Genomic DNA, 16682 nt, shown 5'->3' with positions numbered 1-16682 from the left:
CTCAATCTTGGCTTACAGCGATAATCGCTTCAGCAACTCGTGTGTCGGCATCGGTAATGGCAGCCGCTCGTGCTTTTTCTGCCATCGCTAGTAACTGAGTCCGATCCAGTTGTTGTATTTGTTCCATTAAAACTTGTTCAGTCAAATCCGGCTGCTCAATCATTAAGGCAGCACCACATTGAACAAGATGATCAGCATTCAGGGCTTGCTGGCGATCTTTATGCATAAAGGGGATAAAAATAGCCCCAACACCAGCTGCAGAAACTTCAGAAACCGTCAAAGCACCAGAGCGACATACTAATAAATCTGCCCACTCATAAGCTTGCGCCACATCATCAATAAACTCGGTAACCTGAGCATTATTCACTTGGTTTTCTTGGTATAAGCCTTCTACCATTTGCAACTGACCTTTACCCGCTTGATGGCGGATCTCGTAATCATCACCTAAAGCTTTCATTACAGGAGGTAACGTTGTATTAAGTATTCGAGCACCTTGGCTGCCACCCATAACCAAAATACGGATAGGTCCATCGCGTTGCTCTAAGCGTTGTTGTGGCTCAGCAATCTCGACGACATCTTGGCGCACAGGATTTCCCACCACTTCAGCATTGGGAAATGCACCAGGGAATGCTTGCATCACTCTCTTGGCTATTTTAGATAACCATTGATTGGTTAAACCAGCGACGGCATTTTGCTCGTGCAGAACCACTGGAATACCAGACATCCAAGCCGCAACACCACCCGGACCACTGACATAGCCACCCATGCCTAAAACCACATCTGGTTGCCAAGCTTTAATGTGTTTTTTCGCTTGCATAATGGCGTTAACAATTTGGAAAGGGGCCTTAATTAGCTTAGCAAGCCCTTGACCACGCAGACCTTTTACATGAATAAAATCAATTTCAATACCATGCTTTGGTACTAAATCTGCTTCCATACGATCCGGTGTGCCTAGCCAGCGAATTTCCCAACCTTGTTGTTGCAACTTTTTCGCCACAGCCAAACCGGGGAAAACATGCCCACCAGTACCACCAGCCATTACTAATAAACGTTTATTCTTTTTCATTATCACTTAATTCTTGTTGGGTTTGCTCTGGTTGAGATTTCTTTTCACTTATCGGTTTGGTGCTACCTGACAACTCTGCCAAGCGACGCTCATAATCAATACGTAACAACAGTGCTACCGCCGTCATCATAATAATAAGACTAGAACCACCATAGCTGATCAAAGGTAATGTTAAACCTTTAGTCGGTACAATCGCAGCCGCTGCACCAACGTTAACTAAGGTTTGAAATGCGAACCAAATACTAATGCTAGTTGCTAAGAAACCACCAAATAAATGGCCCGATTCAAGCGACTTCTTACCAATCGATAATGCTTTATATACCAAAGCAAAAATCATCAACAAGACTAATGTCACGCCAATAAAGCCTAACTCTTCGCCCACCACCGCAAACACGAAGTCAGTATGTGCCTCGGGCAAATATTCTAGCTTTTGAATCGAGTTACCTAACCCCTGGCCAAATAAACCACCACGACCAAATGCCATTAACGATTGGGTTAACTGATAGCCACTACCGAATGGGTCTTCAAATGGATTCATGAATGAGGTTACGCGACGCATACGGTAAGGCTCAGCCAAAATAAGCAAAGCTACTGCGCCGATACCGACCAATAACAAAGCAATAAACTGTTTTAGTTTGGCTCCTGCGATAAATAGCATGCCGAATAACGTCACCAACATTACCACCACAGTACCTAAATCAGGCTGAGCAAGTAGCAATACCGCTAAACAGCCAAACACCATAATAGGCTTTAAAAACCCACCAAAAAATGAACTTTTGACCTCATCATGCTTACGAACTAGGTAGCTAGACATAAAGACAAACAGAGATAACTTTGCCACTTCCGCAGGCTGTAAGTTAAATAAGCCTAATGGGATCCAGCGAGACGCACCGTTAACGGAATGCCCTACCAGCAATACTACTAACAACAAAAACATAGAAAGCAAAAGTAAGTGCATACTATGCTTCATCCAACGTTCTAACGGGATTTGTACCACCACCGTCGCGGCACATAAAGCGAGAAATAAGAATATGCCATGTCGCACCATAAAGTGAAACGGTTCGCCAGTTAGACGAGTACTGATAGGAAAAGACGCTGACGTTACCATCACCAGACCAATTAACATTAAGCCAAATGCTAACCAAACTAATTGACGATCGTAAAGCACATCAGGAGAGGCTTGACTCACCCACCCTTGAAATCCTTTACCCATATTTTGCACTTTTGCTTTAACCACGGTCAGCCTTCAATCCGATAAATGAGCAATGAGAAAAATTATTAAGACGATAATTTCGCATAATGTTGCGCCAGACGAGTAAACTCATCTCCTCTGGCCATAAAGTTTTTAAATTGATCAAAACTGGCACAAGCAGGCGATAGCATAACTAAATCACCGGCTTTTAATTCATTGTGAAACGACTTAATGGCTTGCTCCATGGTTTCCCAGCGTTGTGCCGAAGAGTGTAGCGGAACAAACGCGTCACCATCTTGACCAAAGCAATGCAATTGAACATTTAAGCTTTGCAGCACAGGTGCGAGTTCAGAGAAATCCGCTCCTTTTCCAACACCACCGACCAACAAATGCAAGCAGCCCGTTAATTGCAACCCAGATAATGCCGCTAAGGTACTTGCTACGTTGGTTGCTTTAGAATCATTGATCCATTTGATGCCATTATTATCCACAACTAATTGGCAGCGATGTGTTAGCCCTGAGTAAGTTTTCAGCGCTGGCACTACACTCGATAATTCAACATCAACACTATCCAATAAGGCTAAAGCAACTAAGCTATTGGCGATATTGTGTCGGCCGACGAGTTTTAAATCCTCAACAGCGACAATTGGTTGGCCTTGCTTAGAAAGATATTCTTGCGCTTCTAACCACACCAAACCAAAGTCTTGCTCATCAAAGCCAAAACTGACAACTGGAATATCATTTTTGGGATAGGTATCAGGTTCAGCACGATTAACAATCGCTTTGTCGGCATGTAAGAAAATACGTTGCTTGGCCTCAGCATAGTCTTCCATGCCTTGATAGCGATCCATGTGATCTTCAGAAAGATTCAAATAAGCAGCCGCGGCCAATTTCAATGAAGATGTGGTTTCCAATTGAAAACTAGAGAGTTCCAACACATACAAATCCACATCATCTGCGAGTAGCTCCAAAGCTGGCACACCGATATTGCCACCGACGCCAACCGTTAACCCGGCAGATTTTGCCAAAACGCCCGTTAAATCGGTGACTGTACTTTTGCCATTTGAACCTGTGATAGCAACCACTGGAGCATTAGCTGCCCATGCGAATAACTCGATATCACCGACTACCGGAATATTGTTTGCCAGCGCTTGTTGGATCTCAGGAGTGGCTAATGCAATTCCCGGATTAGTCACAATTAAGTCGGCTTCCAACAACCAATCAAGCTGCCAACTACCAGTATGTACTTCAACACTAGCATCCAGCGATTCCACACCGGGTGGTTCTGCACGCGTATCAATAACTTTTATCGATAGATCGTGCGGCAATTTTTGTAAATATCGAACAACGGATAACCCCGTCACACCCAAACCAACCACAACGACACGTTGTATCCCTTGCCATTTTGCTAATAATGAGTGTGACATAAAGTAATATCCTATAAAAAATTAACGTATTTTCAGTGTCGCTAAGCCAATTAATACCAGCACGATAGAGATGATCCAAAAACGCACGATAACGCGAGGCTCCGGCCAACCTTTTAATTCGTAATGGTGGTGAATCGGCGCCATACGGAAAATACGCTGACCACGTAGTTTATAAGAGCCAACTTGCAAGATAACCGACAGGGTTTCCATCACGAATACACCGCCCATGATCACCAATACAAATTCTTGGCGCACCAAAACAGCAATCGTACCTAAAGCACCACCTAACGCTAATGAACCAACATCGCCCATAAATACTTGTGCTGGGTAGGTGTTAAACCATAAAAAGCCCAAGCCTGCGCCGACTATCGCGGTACAAACAATCACAAGTTCACTGGTGTAGGGAATATAAGGAATGTGCAAATATTCAGAGAAGTTAACGTTACCCGTTGCCCAAGCAATAACGCCAAAGCCAGATGCAACTAATACCGTTGGCATAATCGCTAAGCCATCTAGGCCATCGGTTAAGTTCACTGCATTACTGGTACCAACAATGACAAAGTAAGTTAGCACGATATACATCAAACCAAGCTGTGGCATCACATCTTTAAAGAAAGGAACTACTAACTGAGTCGCTGAAGTATCTTTGCCCATTGCATATAGAGCAAACGCTACGCCTAGTGCAATCACTGACTGCCAAAAGTACTTCCAGCGAGCAATCAAGCCATCGGTATTTTTGCGCACCACTTTACGGTAGTCATCCACAAAACCGATGACACCATAGCCAAGCAGTACAGCCATCACAGCCCAAACATAAGGGTTAGATAAATCTGCCCATAGGAAAACGGTCGCCGTGATCGCCGCCAGTATCATCACACCGCCCATCGTTGGGGTGCCACGTTTACTAAAGTGAGATTCAGGGCCGTCATTACGCACAACTTGGCCAATCTGTAAAAGCTGTAAACGTTGGATAAGTTTAGGTCCCATCCAAAGAGATAATCCCAAAGCGGTCAAAATGCTCAAAATCGCTCGAAAAGAGAGATATTCAAACAATCGGAAAAAGGATAAATATGGCTGTAACAGTTCTGCGAGCCAAATAATCATGCGTAGTTCTCCTTCAAAGCAGCAACAACCTGACTCATTTTAGAGCTGTTTGCCCCTTTGATCAGTAAAGTGTGTTTTTGGTCTGCTTGCATTTCTAGTTTTGGGTTAGGTAAGTGCTGCTTAATAAAATCAATCATAGCGCTATGGGTAGTAAAATGTTTACCACAAGTCGATAAATCATCGGTTTGCTGGCAAAGCTGGCTAATAATCGCGGTATCCTCTCCAAAAGTGAGGACATAGTCAAAATTATATTGCGCCGCATGCTCGCCAACTTCTTGGTGTAACGCCTGGCTTTCATCACCAAGCTCTGCCATATAACCAAGAATCAACCAACGTGTACCTTGATAGTTTGCCAATAAATCGGCGGCAGCTTTCATCGCAGGTACGCTCGCATTATAGCTGTCATCAATCACGCGTACTTGTTCGGTTAAATCAATCGCTTCCACTCGGCCTTTAACATGACTTGGTATTTGTAAACCACTAACCACTTCATCTAACGTCGCTCCCGCTTGAATCGCCATCGCGGCAGCAGCCAAAGCATTGCTGATATTGTGTTTGCCGATCATAGGTAAGCTCACGGATTTTTCACCTAGAGGGCTTACTAAAACAAATGAAGCTTCACCGCGCTGGTTAACTTCAATCTGTTGTGAATAAAAGTCTGCATCCGAATTATCGACCGAAAAAGTGATAACATTTTTATCAGCCAAGATAGATTGCCAATGAGACAACCCATTGCTGTCTAGGTTAACGACTGCATCGCCACCAGCAGATAGGCCTTGGTAAATCTCACCTTTCGCTTTTGCCACGCCATCAATTGAGCCAAAGCCCTCTAAGTGCGCGGCGGCAACATTATTCACTAACGCAATATCAGGTTGAATCAAGCTCGTGGTATAAGCGATTTCACCTAAATGGTTCGCGCCTAATTCAATCACTGCATAATCGTCATTTGCTTGAGTACGTAACAGCGTTAACGGAACACCAATTTCATTATTAAAGTTACCGGCTGTAGCAAGTACTTGGCCTTTTTGATTTAAAATAGCGGCCAACATTTCTTTGACTGTGGTTTTTCCGCAGCTTCCTGTCAGCGCTAAAGTTTTCGCCTTTGATTGTTGGTGCATCCATTGTCCAAGTTGACCGAGTGCTTTTTGAGTATCAGCGACAACAACTTGTGGAATATTGAGTTCGAGCTTCTTAGAAACTAATAACGCATTGGCAGCAGAATCTACCGCTTGCTGACAAAAATCATGAGCATCGAATCGCTCACCAATTAAGGCAACAAATAAAGCGCCGGATTCAACGCTGCGAGTATCTGTCGTCACCGAGGTAATGTCGGTATTGTCACCGATAAGAGTACCTGAGGTGATCTGTGCGAGTTGCTGTAAAGAAAATGGGATCATAAGGGTAATCCTAATAAAACTTGTACGGTTTCGCGGTCAGAATAATGTACGGTTTGACCATTAATGATTTGATAGTCTTCATGCCCTTTGCCCGCTAATAAAATAATATCGTTTTCACCAGCCTGTTGCAGAGCATATTGACACGCTTGGTAACGAGAGTGGATCACATGAATCTGTTCTGGGTTTACCGCCCCTTGCAACATATCGGCGACGATTTGATCCGGATCTTCTGAGCGTGGATTATCATCGGTAATGATCGACTCATCGGCAAGGCGCTCAGATATTTCCGTCATCATTGGGCGCTTACCGGAATCACGATCTCCACCACAACCAAAGATTGACCAAAGCTTTCCTTGGCAATGAACACGTAGAGCCATCAATGCTTTTTCTAACGCATCTGGTGTGTGTGCGTAGTCTACGACAACTTTAGCTTGCGGCTTAGATGCTTGGAAAAGCTCCATACGACCGATTACCGGCGTCAATTGAGGAGCAACTTGAACTAACTTATCTAATTCAAAACCTAGACTCAGCAAAGTTGCTAACGCCACCAGCAAATTACTGGCATTGAAAGCACCAATTAACGGGGCTTGCAGATCGGCGGTTCCCCAATGTCCATCAATCGATAAGCTGATGCCGGCATCTGAGTAGTGAACTTCATTGGCCCACAAACAATCATGTGTTGAAGCAGGGTGTGTCGAAGCGAGATTTGTCAAAGATAAGTTTGTCGAAGAAAGTTGCGGCTTAGCTAAAGAAACGGCAATGGCATCAGGTAAACGCTCAAGCCATTGCTGACCAACCTCATCATCTGCATTAATAATTTTATGTTGGCAGTCATGTTGAGAAAACAAACTGAATTTGGCTTCCGCGTATTCTTCCATGCTGCCGTGATAATCAAGATGATCACGGCTTAAGTTGGTAAATGCAGCAGCAGCGAAAGGCAAGGCTTTAACACGCCCTTGCACAAGACCATGGGAGGAAACTTCTAATGCCGTATAGTGAGCACCTTGTTGTTGCAATTGGCTTAATGTCTGCTGAATTTCAATTGCATTGCCCGTGGTGTTGACCGCAGGTTTTAGATCATTCAAAAATCCATTGCCTGTTGTTCCCATCACGGCGGCTTTTTTACCGACCAAGTCTATCCACTGGGCAATCAACTGTGAAATGGTGGTTTTCCCGTTGGTGCCAGTAATGCCGATTAATTGCATCGGAGCAAACTGATATAAACTCCTCGCAAGGTGTGAAAGCTGCGATCCAATTTCTGATAAGTAAATAACCGGCACGCCAGCACGCCATTCAACATCTTGGTGAGGATTTTCCTTGCTAGCATCTGCAATAACCGCAACCGCACCAGAAGAAATCGCTTTATCAATAAAGACACGTCCATCAATCGCATGCCCTTGAATGGCAACAAATACATCGCCAACAGACACTTTACGACTATCAAGCTGTAAATTCGCGACACTAATGGCGAATTCAGAATCTAATTCAATCCAAGGTTTTAACAAATCGGAAAGTAATCGAGCCATATCTTTATTCTCCAGCCTCAGATTCAGGTGTCGCATCTGGCGTGACGTTCATAATTTGCAGAGCCCCTTTCATAATTTCGGCAAAAACAGGGCCTGCAACCGAACCACCATAGAACTGATCACCTTGTGGCTCATTGACGACTACAACTAATGCAAAGCGAGGATCACTAATTGGCGCAAGACCAGCCGTTAATGCAACGTATTGATCACTGTATCCACCCGCTTTTGCCTTACGTGATGTACCTGTTTTCGCACCGACACGATAACCCGGTACTTTAGCCGAACGCGCGGTACCACCTTTATGAGTAACTTGCTCAAGCATATCGACCACTTTACGAGCCGCATCGGCATCGGCAGCTCTAAAAGTACGACCAGATGTACTTCCTTTTAAGATATGCAGCGGCTTATTCACCCCCATATTACCTAGAGTAGCGTAAGCATGCGCAAGCTGTAGTGGTGTGACTGAAATACCGTAACCAAAGGCTAAGGTCGCTTGTTCAAATGGGGACCAACGACGGCGATCTGGGAATATACCGGTGACTTCACCCGGTAAGCGTAGGCCGGAAACATTACCAAAGCCTACTCCGCTGTACATGCCAAGAATTTCACGTACATCCATTTTCAAAGCAATGGTTGCTACACCTACGTTACTTGATTTCTTTAGGATAGTCGTTAAATCGGCTTTACCAGCGCGCTCAGAATCTCGAACTCGACTACCACCAACGCGCATGATGCCATTGCCGGTATCGATAACCGTTTTATCGTCAATAATGCCTTTATCTAAACCCGCCAAGATCACGAATGGCTTCATGGTTGAACCAGGTTCAATAGAATCGGTAAGCGCACGGTTACGCATGCGGAAACTTTGCAATTGTTCGCGGTTATTCGGGTTATAGGAAGGTGCATTAACCATCGCCAATACATTACCGGTTTTCACATCAACCAGAACGGCAGTTCCTGAAGTGGCTCGGAAATCGGCTACCGCTTGCTTAATGGCACGATAGGCAATTGCCTGTAAACGTTGATCAATAGTCAGTTGTAAAGGTTTACCCGGCTCTTGTGTTTTTAATGAAATATTTTCAACAACACGTCCAAAACGGTCTTTTCGAATGGTTCGCTTACCGGCTTCTCCCGTTAACCAATCATCAAAACTTCGTTCCATGCCTTCAAGGCCATGTCCGTCAATCCCTGTCACACCAACAACATGGGCGCTGACTTCCCCGGCTGGGTAAAAGCGACGAGATTCATCTTTCAGGCCAATACCTGGCAATTTCAACTCTCGAACATATTTAGACATTGCAGGGCTAACTTGGCGTTGTAAGTAGATAAAGCGCTTACGTTTATTCTGGCGAATTTTATCCACTAAGCCTTGTTGATCGAGCCCAAGTACGTTAGCGAGTGCATACCAACGATCAAGCTCATCAAGACCATTTTCTTTAATGATGGTGGCAGGATCTGCCCAAACGGCTTGCACAGGAACACTCACCGCTAGCTGTTCACCATTTCGGTCAGAGATAATGCCGCGAGCGGTTGCTATTGCTTTTACGCGCACTGAACGCATATCGGCTTGTTGAATAAGTTGGTCAGGTTCGATCACTTGGATATACGCCGTTCGCGCTACCAGCACAAATAAAGCCAATACGATAAAGCCTATGACTAGGTTATATCGCCAAGGGATCAAAATATCGGAGGATTGGGATGATTTCTTTTTATTAACGGTTTTCTTGTTCTTTACCGTTTTTTTATTTGTCGGCTTTTTCATTTAAGATTCACAACCACTTCTTTATCCGAATCAGGACGTTTCATATCAAGATCTTTGATTGCGACCTTCTGAACTCGAGTATGCTCAGCAAGAGCGTTTTCTTCTAATATCAAGTTACGCCACTCACTATCAAGCTGCTCGCGACTTTCTAATAATTCATCACGTAGAGTAATTTGATGACGAGTATTATAAGTGGTTAACACTACCGCTATAGAACTTACGAAAATAAGCAGCAGTAATACCAACGGAACTCGACCTACCGAAATAAGATCGGTCCAGATACTACGTATTAGAGTGGGTGGTTGTTTATCTGTCATAGTATTTTAATGATCATAGTTTTTCAGCAATACGTAATACCGAGCTGCGTGAACGTGTATTCACTTCAACTTCTGATTTCGACGGTTTAATCGCTTTACCTACCGTTTTCATATTGGCAGAACCTAAGGCTTTAATTTGATCTTCCGTCATAGGAATACCATGAGGTACTTGAGGGCCTTGGCTCTCACGGCGCATAAATCGCTTTACCATGCGGTCTTCTAAAGAGTGAAAACTAATCACAGAAAGACGACCTTCTGGCGCTAAAATATTCATCGCCCCTTTTAAAGCAAAATCGATTTCTTCCAATTCACTGTTAATGTAAATTCGAATCGCTTGGAAACTACGCGTTGCAGGGTGCTTCTTTTCTTTAAAATTCTTTGGCGCAACATCTGAGATAAGCTTAGCCAATTGGCTGGTTCTTATCAGAGGCTCATTTTCAGGGTTTTCACGATATTCCACTAAACCACGAGCAATACGACGGGCGTGTTTTTCTTCACCAAACTCTCGTAGTACCCAGGTAATATCATCAAGCTCCGCTTCCGCTAGCCACTCTGCAGCCGATTGACCGGTTGTCGGATCCATTCGCATATCTAACGGGCCATCTTTCATAAAGCTAAAGCCGCGATCAGCATCATCAAGTTGTGGCGATGACACACCAAGATCAAATAATACGCCATCAACCTTACCAACTAATTGATATTGCTCAGCATAAGATTGGATACCAGAAAAAGGGCCATGAATAATGGTAAAACGGGGATCATCTATTTTTTTCGCTTCTTCAATCGCTTGAGGATCTCGATCGATACTATATAAGCGCCCTTCTGGGCCGAGCTGAGATAAGATCGTACGGCTATGACCTCCTCGACCAAATGTGCCGTCAATATAAATACCATTTGGCTTTATATTCAATCCTTCAATAGATTCATTAAGGAGTACAGAAACGTGTTGGAAGGTGTCGGTCATAGGGTTCAATAGCTCAATTTAAGATGAATGGCTTAGGATATTCATGTCAGGCGCGCAACGCAAGAAATCAGCGGATATTTGCGCTTATTTGGCTTAGTTTATGCTAATTCTAACTAGAATCGTTAATAGCAGGTCAAAAGGGCGACAACGAATGAAGAAATTCATAAAAAAACCCACCACAGAAAACTGCGATGGGTTCATTTAAATAGGTGGAGTTGACATCATAAGCCGGGTTCTGTCTCCGCTTGCGCGGCGATAGCCATTCGTCTAGGCCAGCAATCGCTCACTGGCTCGAGCAACCTACCCGCCCCCTTACGCGAGCAACGCAATGTGAGGGCCTATTTGGTCTTGCTTCGGGTGGAGTTTACCCTGCTACGAACTGTTGCCAGACGCACGGTGCGCTCTTACCGCACCCTTTCACCCTTACCTGTTCGCTTCTTACTTCCGAAGAAATGAAGAATAGCGTCATCGGCGGTCTTCTCTCTGCTGCACTTGTCGTGAGCTCACGCTCCCCAGGCGTTACCTGGCACCCTGCTCTTTGAAGCCCGGACTTTCCTCCCCTCCGACAGTCTCCCACCGATTTCTACCTAGGCAAAAACCAGTAAGGACATCAACGAAGCAGCGACTATCCAGTCAACTCCGACGCGGATTATACGCACATCACCTTAGAAGACAAGCGAATCGGCACATATAGAAATATATTAATCTAGGTTATCCAGTCCCCATTTATATAGGGCATTCTTTTTCAAATTGTGAATTTCCGCCACCAGAGCGGCTGCTTTTTTCAGTGGTAATTCTTGAGTCAAAATTTTTAACGTTCTTAAAGCATCATCAGGAAGCGCATCAGCAGATTTATCTTCTCGATGACCATGAATAAGAATGACCATTTCTCCGCGCTTACGGTTGTCATCTTCATTGATCCAATCGATCAACTCACCTAGCGGCGCGCCATGAATCGTTTCAAATGTTTTGGTTAGTTCACGAGCAAGCACAACTTCACGCTCAGGCCCTAATACTGCCAGCATATCGTCTAAACTGTCTGTAATTCGATGAGGTGATTCATAAAAGATACAAGTGCGCTCGGCCTTGCTGATTTCTAATAGCTTATCTTTACGACCTTTACTTTTAGCCGGTAAGAAACCTTCAAAACTAAAGCGATCCGACGGTAATCCTGAAGCACTTAATGCGGTGATCACGGCGCAAGCACCTGGTAATGGCACAACTTTAACACCCGCTTGACGACATTTAGTCACAAGATGATACCCTGGATCACTGATTAGAGGTGTACCCGCATCAGAAACTAATGCGATCGACTCTCCCGCTAACACTTTTTCAACTAATACTTGTGCTTTTTGTTGCTCATTATGATCATGTAATGCATAAGTTTTAGTTGATATGCCAAAATGAGAGAGTAAACGACCACTATGCCTTGTATCTTCAGCAGCAATCAGGTCAACTTGATTTAAAATATCTAATGATCGTTGAGTGATATCCCCTAAATTACCAATTGGGGTAGGAACAATATACAGGGCTGGGGACTCTAAAAGAGCAGTTTTGTTATCTATCATTTGTTTACCGTCACTTGAGCGATTAATATAGAGTCATCTTTCACATAAAGAATAAAACGCATGCAAATTATGAATCATAAGATCTTCAGTGTACCACGCTTATTTACTTCTATCGCCTTGATGTTATTAGTATCAGCGTGTTCATCACTTACGTCTGAATCAGATAAAGTTGATATTACTGCCCCACCGGCGCAAACCTCACTTGCCTATACCAACGAGGCGAATGACACTCAACCATCGACTGAGCAGACTGATTTGTTCATTATGGCGCTAAAAGCCTCTGTGGTTGAAAAAGATTACGACCAAGGCCAAAGCCTACTAAAACGCATCGTTCAATTTCCTTTAAATGATATGCAACAAGCAGAATGGCAATTAGCAAAAGCGCAAATTACAGCTGCTACCATTGACTCAGAGACAGCATTGAAAGGGTTAAACTTCCAACAGCAGTGGCAATTAGCGGACGTGCAATGGCGTAATTATCATCAACAACGCGCTAAATTGTTTGAAGATATTCGCGATTTCTTCAATGCCGACCGAGAATGGATTGCTTACAAAGAGTTTCAACCTGTCAATAAGCAAGAATCAACCGATAAGCGAATTTGGGAGAACTTAGAGCAATATTCTAAAGATGAAATTGTTCAACTCGAAGCTCAACCAAGTGAAACTGAGCTACAAGGTTGGTTATATGTGGCCACTCAAATGAAGACACAGCTAAACAATCCAAGTGGTTTGAAAACAGAACTTCAGCAGTGGTTTGGTATCAATATTAGCCATCCAATCGTGACCCACACGCCTGAAGATGTGCAACGCATTTTAGATCTAGACATTTCAACGCCGCAAAATGTCGCGGTACTACTACCTCTTTCTGGTAAATATGAAATGCCTGCGAAGTTAATCCGCGATGGCTTTATTCATGCAATGACAGATGATGCAGATAAAGATCCTGCTCTAAAAATGACGGTTTACGATACGTCAACACAGACCCTGCAAGATATTTATGCTCAACTAAAAGCCAATAATACTGATTTCATCGTTGGTCCATTGATCAAAGATAATGTAGAACAGCTACAGGATATCAATAGCGACAATATTCCTATGTTGGCGCTAAACTTCCCAGATGAATTAGAGCAAGGTTCTCAAGTTTGTTACTTAACGCTATCACCAGAGCAAGAAGGGGCACAAGCGGCTAAGCACATTTTCGAAACTGGTTTTAAATACCCACTAGTACTGGCACCTAAAGGGAAACTTGGTGAGCGTATTACTGAGGCATTTACAGAAAAATGGAATGAATTAAGTAATACGCCAGTGGCGTCAACGCCATTTGGTAACCGTGCTGAATTGCAAAAAAATGTTAAAGATGCATTCGGCCTAACTGATAGCCAGGCTCGCATCAACCAGATCAGACAAATCAGCAATATGGAGATGGAAACCGAAGCGCGTAGCCGTAGAGATATTGATTCCGTTTACATTATCGCAAACCGCTCAGAGCTAACGCTGCTAAAACCATTTATTGAAGTCGCTATTAACCCTGATGCTAAACCACCTAAACTGTTCTCTAACTCTAGCAGTAATAACGGTAAAGCTCGTGCCTATCAAGATGTCAGTGGCATTGTATTTAGCGACATTCCAATGCTATTGGATAAAGATAATACTGAATTGACTGAGTACGATAACTTGTGGCCAAAAAGCAGCAACACAGAAAAGCGTCTACATGCGTTAGGTATGGATTCATATAGTTTACTTGCACAACTTCCAACAATGAAGGTTGTCCAAAGCTATCAATACCAGGGTCAAACGGGCAATTTAAGTATCGATGATCAATGTGTGGTACAAAGAGATCTAAGCTGGGCTGAGCATGAAGCTTTTCAGTCAGAAGATCAAAAATAAGCGAGAAATTGGTTCTCAATATGAAACCTTGGCCAGTCAATATCTGGTTGGCCAAGGGCTTCAACTGTTAGATAGAAATATGAACTGCCGCTTTGGCGAAATCGATTTAATCATGAAAGATGGACAAACTTTTGTGTTTGTCGAAGTTAAGTATCGAGCCTCATCATCATTTGGTCATGCAGCGGAAATGGTAACCTATCAAAAGTCTCAAAAACTGATAAAAACCGCTATGGTGTGGCTTAAGAAACAATCACTGCCAATCGAGCAAACCTCCTTTCGTTTTGATGTCATTGCTATTCATAAAAATGGTGAGGACATCAATTGGATAAAAAATGCAATTACTCAAGGATAAAGCATGCTAGAAAGCATTAATGATAGCTTTAAAGAAAGCATTCAGATTCAAATTGCCGCAGCAGAGTCTCTCCCCGACGCCATAACTCATGCTGCACAAGCAATGGTGAGCAGCTTATTGAATGGCAATAAAATCCTTTGTTGTGGTAATGGCGGCTCAGCAGCTAACGCACAACAATTTGTCTCTTGCTTACTCAATCGCTTCGAGACAGAACGACCAAGCCTTCCGGCAATGGCTTTAACTGCAGATACTTCTACGCTAACGGCTATAGCCAATGACTATCACTATCAAGAGATCTTTTCTAAACAGGTAAGAGCCTTCGGCCAAGCCGGAGATGTGTTGATTGCGATATCTACCAGTGGTAACAGCAGTAATATCATCAAAGCGGTTGAAGCGGCTGTTACTCGAGATATGACCATCATTGCATTTACCGGTAAAGATGGCGGTGAGCTTGCAGGATTACTTGGTGAGTCTGATGTAGAAATACGCATTCCATCACATAGAACAGCAAGAATACATGAAGTTCATATGCTGACACTTCATTGTTTATGTGACTTGGTCGATCAAGTGATCTTTCCCTCTCACGACGGATAAGTAATATGAAAAAAAACGTTGTTATTTTATGCCTATCTAGCTTATTTTTAATTGCTGGTTGTGCCTCAACAGGCAACTCTTCTGATCCCGCTCAGCAACAGCAATGGCAAGAAAAAAACATACAATCAAACATCAATGCATTAAATCAAGCCCCTCAATATAGAGGAAAGGTTCGCGTCACTTCCGAAATCACGAGCGCTGGACACATCTTACTTTTAGGGCAATCCGTTGATGAAGATAATAGACAGTACATCGAAGGCTACGTAAAAAACTTACCAAACGTAGATAAAGTCTATAACCAAATTCGCATCGCAAAACCTCTATCATTCCAACAAATCAGCCATGATATTTGGCTAACCACTAAAGTAAAAAGCGCGCTTCTATCGGATGATCGTCTAGATAAATACAGCATTAAAGTCACCACTGAAAATAAAGAAGTATTTTTAATTGGTAACATATCGAAAGAAGGCGCTCAAATTGCGGCGGATGTTGCTAGTAAAATAGAAGATGTCTCCAAAGTAATCAAAGCATTCAATTACGTAAGCTCGCCGTCTATCGAATCCAAGCCAACTCCGACTTCAAATAGCAATGAGCCCAATCAGGCGAGTAGTACGCTAGAAGAAGATAAGAGCACTTCAACAGAATTAGATCCGATAAACGATAGTAATGGCACAGCTACACCAATAATTGAAGGTGTAGATACGCCTATTGATGAAACGGATGTATTAACCACGCCGTAAATTAGCTCCTTCAAACAGGTTTAATTCGCATATAACGAAAGCAGAGTATGATTACTCTGCTTTTTTAGAGCTAAATATTCACTTATCCCGCTCTCTGTAATTCCAATCGATCTTGCTACTAAAAACCTGCACTCTAATACCAATAAGCAGCACATATATCTCCCCTTATTTAGAAAGAGTAAAAGTGCTTCTATACTTAATAAGCTAAGTTGTCATAGCCAAAGGGTAGAGTTACGTAGTAAAAAGCAATACCTAATACGGCATCTAAGCAATGAATGCTAAAATTTGTAGTTACAGCATAGAATAATCACTCTTTATTCGCTCAGTAATCGCTAACTCTTTCGAATCAAGTCTATGTATTTTAGAATGAGAGAATGCTCATGACGGAGTAGAAGAACTGTAAACATCCCCTAATACCTTACTTGGTATGCTCAAACTGACAGCTAGTTTGCTTTAACCAACTGAATAACCACTTCTCAATACCGATTCTTATAGATTCCATTTTCAACAGACGAAAAAAAACCTGACTCTTTCGAATCAGGTTTCTTAAAATAAGTGGCGGAGTGGACGGGACTCGAACCCGCGACCCCCGGCGTGACAGGCCGGTATTCTAACCAACTGAACTACCACTCCGCAGTGTCTATTCAGTATTTCAATTCAAAGCCTGGCGATGTCCTACTCTCACATGGGGAAACCCCACACTACCATCGGCGCTACTTCGTTTCACTTCTGAGTTCGGCATGGAATCAGGTGGGTCCAAAGCGCTATGGTCGCCAAGCAAATTCT

14 protein-coding genes, 1 tRNA gene, 1 rRNA gene and 1 other RNA gene are annotated in these 16682 nt (G+C 43.2%); 4 read left to right on the top strand and 13 right to left on the bottom strand.

From position 1 onward, the window contains the following. Window position 1: 1 nt before the first annotated feature. The 11 genes from murG to rsmI all read right to left on the bottom strand — a co-directional run bounded on the left by murG (window position 2) and on the right by rsmI (window position 12323). Window positions 2–1066: an undecaprenyldiphospho-muramoylpentapeptide beta-N-acetylglucosaminyltransferase gene (gene murG, locus L3V25_RS13235; protein ID WP_237295992.1), complete on the bottom strand. Its 1065-nt coding sequence runs from the start codon at window positions 1064–1066 to the stop codon at window positions 2–4. After that, the gene (ftsW, locus tag L3V25_RS13230) at window positions 1053–2279 is read right to left on the bottom strand and encodes a cell division protein FtsW (RefSeq protein WP_237295991.1); all 1227 of its coding nucleotides are present in this window, start codon (window positions 2277–2279) and stop codon (window positions 1053–1055) included. Before ftsW ends, murG begins: the two co-directional genes overlap by 14 nt. Window positions 2280–2344: 65 nt before the next feature. Next, window positions 2345–3685 (bottom strand): UDP-N-acetylmuramoyl-L-alanine--D-glutamate ligase, encoded by a 1341-nt coding sequence (murD, locus tag L3V25_RS13225; RefSeq protein WP_237295990.1) that lies wholly within the window; start codon window positions 3683–3685, stop codon window positions 2345–2347. 21 nt (window positions 3686–3706) lie between these two features. Next, on the bottom strand, window positions 3707–4789 hold the full coding sequence (mraY, locus tag L3V25_RS13220; RefSeq protein ID WP_237295989.1) for a phospho-N-acetylmuramoyl-pentapeptide-transferase: 1083 nt from the start codon (window positions 4787–4789) through the stop codon (window positions 3707–3709). After that, window positions 4786–6186, bottom strand: a complete 1401-nt coding sequence (gene murF / locus L3V25_RS13215; RefSeq protein ID WP_237295988.1) for a UDP-N-acetylmuramoyl-tripeptide--D-alanyl-D-alanine ligase — start codon at window positions 6184–6186, stop codon at window positions 4786–4788. The genes mraY and murF overlap by 4 nt, the downstream gene beginning before the upstream one ends. Further along, window positions 6183–7712 (bottom strand): UDP-N-acetylmuramoyl-L-alanyl-D-glutamate--2,6-diaminopimelate ligase, encoded by a 1530-nt coding sequence (murE, locus tag L3V25_RS13210; RefSeq protein ID WP_237295987.1) that lies wholly within the window; start codon window positions 7710–7712, stop codon window positions 6183–6185. The genes murF and murE overlap by 4 nt, the downstream gene beginning before the upstream one ends. A 4-nt stretch (window positions 7713–7716) precedes the next feature. Continuing rightward, window positions 7717–9474 carry a penicillin-binding transpeptidase domain-containing protein gene (locus tag L3V25_RS13205; protein ID WP_237295986.1) on the bottom strand — a complete coding sequence of 586 codons (1758 nt, stop codon included), beginning with the start codon at window positions 9472–9474 and terminating at the stop codon, window positions 7717–7719. Next, the gene (gene ftsL, locus L3V25_RS13200; RefSeq protein WP_193001608.1) at window positions 9471–9791 is read right to left on the bottom strand and encodes a cell division protein FtsL; all 321 of its coding nucleotides are present in this window, start codon (window positions 9789–9791) and stop codon (window positions 9471–9473) included. The genes L3V25_RS13205 and ftsL overlap by 4 nt, the downstream gene beginning before the upstream one ends. 13 nt (window positions 9792–9804) lie before the next feature. Beyond that, a complete protein-coding gene (gene rsmH / locus L3V25_RS13195; RefSeq protein WP_237295985.1) occupies window positions 9805–10755 on the bottom strand; it encodes a 16S rRNA (cytosine(1402)-N(4))-methyltransferase RsmH in 951 nt (316 codons plus the stop codon). A 207-nt stretch (window positions 10756–10962) separates the two neighbouring features. Continuing rightward, an RNA gene (gene rnpB / locus L3V25_RS13190) (RNase P RNA component class A) lies at window positions 10963–11396 on the bottom strand. A 60-nt stretch (window positions 11397–11456) separates the two neighbouring features. Then, window positions 11457–12323: a 16S rRNA (cytidine(1402)-2'-O)-methyltransferase gene (rsmI, locus tag L3V25_RS13185; RefSeq protein ID WP_237295984.1), complete on the bottom strand. Its 867-nt coding sequence runs from the start codon at window positions 12321–12323 to the stop codon at window positions 11457–11459. 60 nt (window positions 12324–12383) lie between these two features. Between rsmI and L3V25_RS13180 the strand changes: the two genes are divergently transcribed. From L3V25_RS13180 to L3V25_RS13165, 4 genes are read left to right on the top strand one after another with little or no spacing between them, the layout of a single operon-like run. Continuing rightward, on the top strand, window positions 12384–14210 hold the full coding sequence (locus L3V25_RS13180; protein WP_237295983.1) for a penicillin-binding protein activator: 1827 nt from the start codon (window positions 12384–12386) through the stop codon (window positions 14208–14210). Beyond that, window positions 14179–14562, top strand: coding sequence for a YraN family protein (locus L3V25_RS13175; RefSeq protein ID WP_237295982.1), 384 nt, complete (start codon window positions 14179–14181; stop codon window positions 14560–14562). The genes L3V25_RS13180 and L3V25_RS13175 overlap by 32 nt, the downstream gene beginning before the upstream one ends. Window positions 14563–14565: 3 nt before the next feature. After that, window positions 14566–15156 carry a phosphoheptose isomerase gene (locus L3V25_RS13170; protein ID WP_193001598.1) on the top strand — a complete coding sequence of 197 codons (591 nt, stop codon included), beginning with the start codon at window positions 14566–14568 and terminating at the stop codon, window positions 15154–15156. Between the two features lie 5 nt (window positions 15157–15161). Further along, entirely contained in the window at window positions 15162–15896 is a 735-nt protein-coding gene (locus tag L3V25_RS13165) for a BON domain-containing protein (protein WP_237295981.1), read from the top strand. Between the two features lie 556 nt (window positions 15897–16452). Here the strand turns inward: L3V25_RS13165 and L3V25_RS13160 are convergent. Both L3V25_RS13160 and rrf read right to left on the bottom strand, forming a co-directional pair. Then, window positions 16453–16529 (bottom strand) — tRNA-Asp (locus L3V25_RS13160). A 29-nt stretch (window positions 16530–16558) separates the two neighbouring features. Then, a 5S ribosomal RNA gene (gene rrf, locus L3V25_RS13155) occupies window positions 16559–16674 on the bottom strand. Window positions 16675–16682: the final 8 nt, after the last annotated feature.

It is taken from the genome of Vibrio sp. CK2-1 (assembly GCF_021726515.1).
Lineage (GTDB): Bacteria > Pseudomonadota > Gammaproteobacteria > Enterobacterales > Vibrionaceae > Vibrio.
This window is presented reverse-complemented; position numbering and strand designations above follow the sequence as displayed.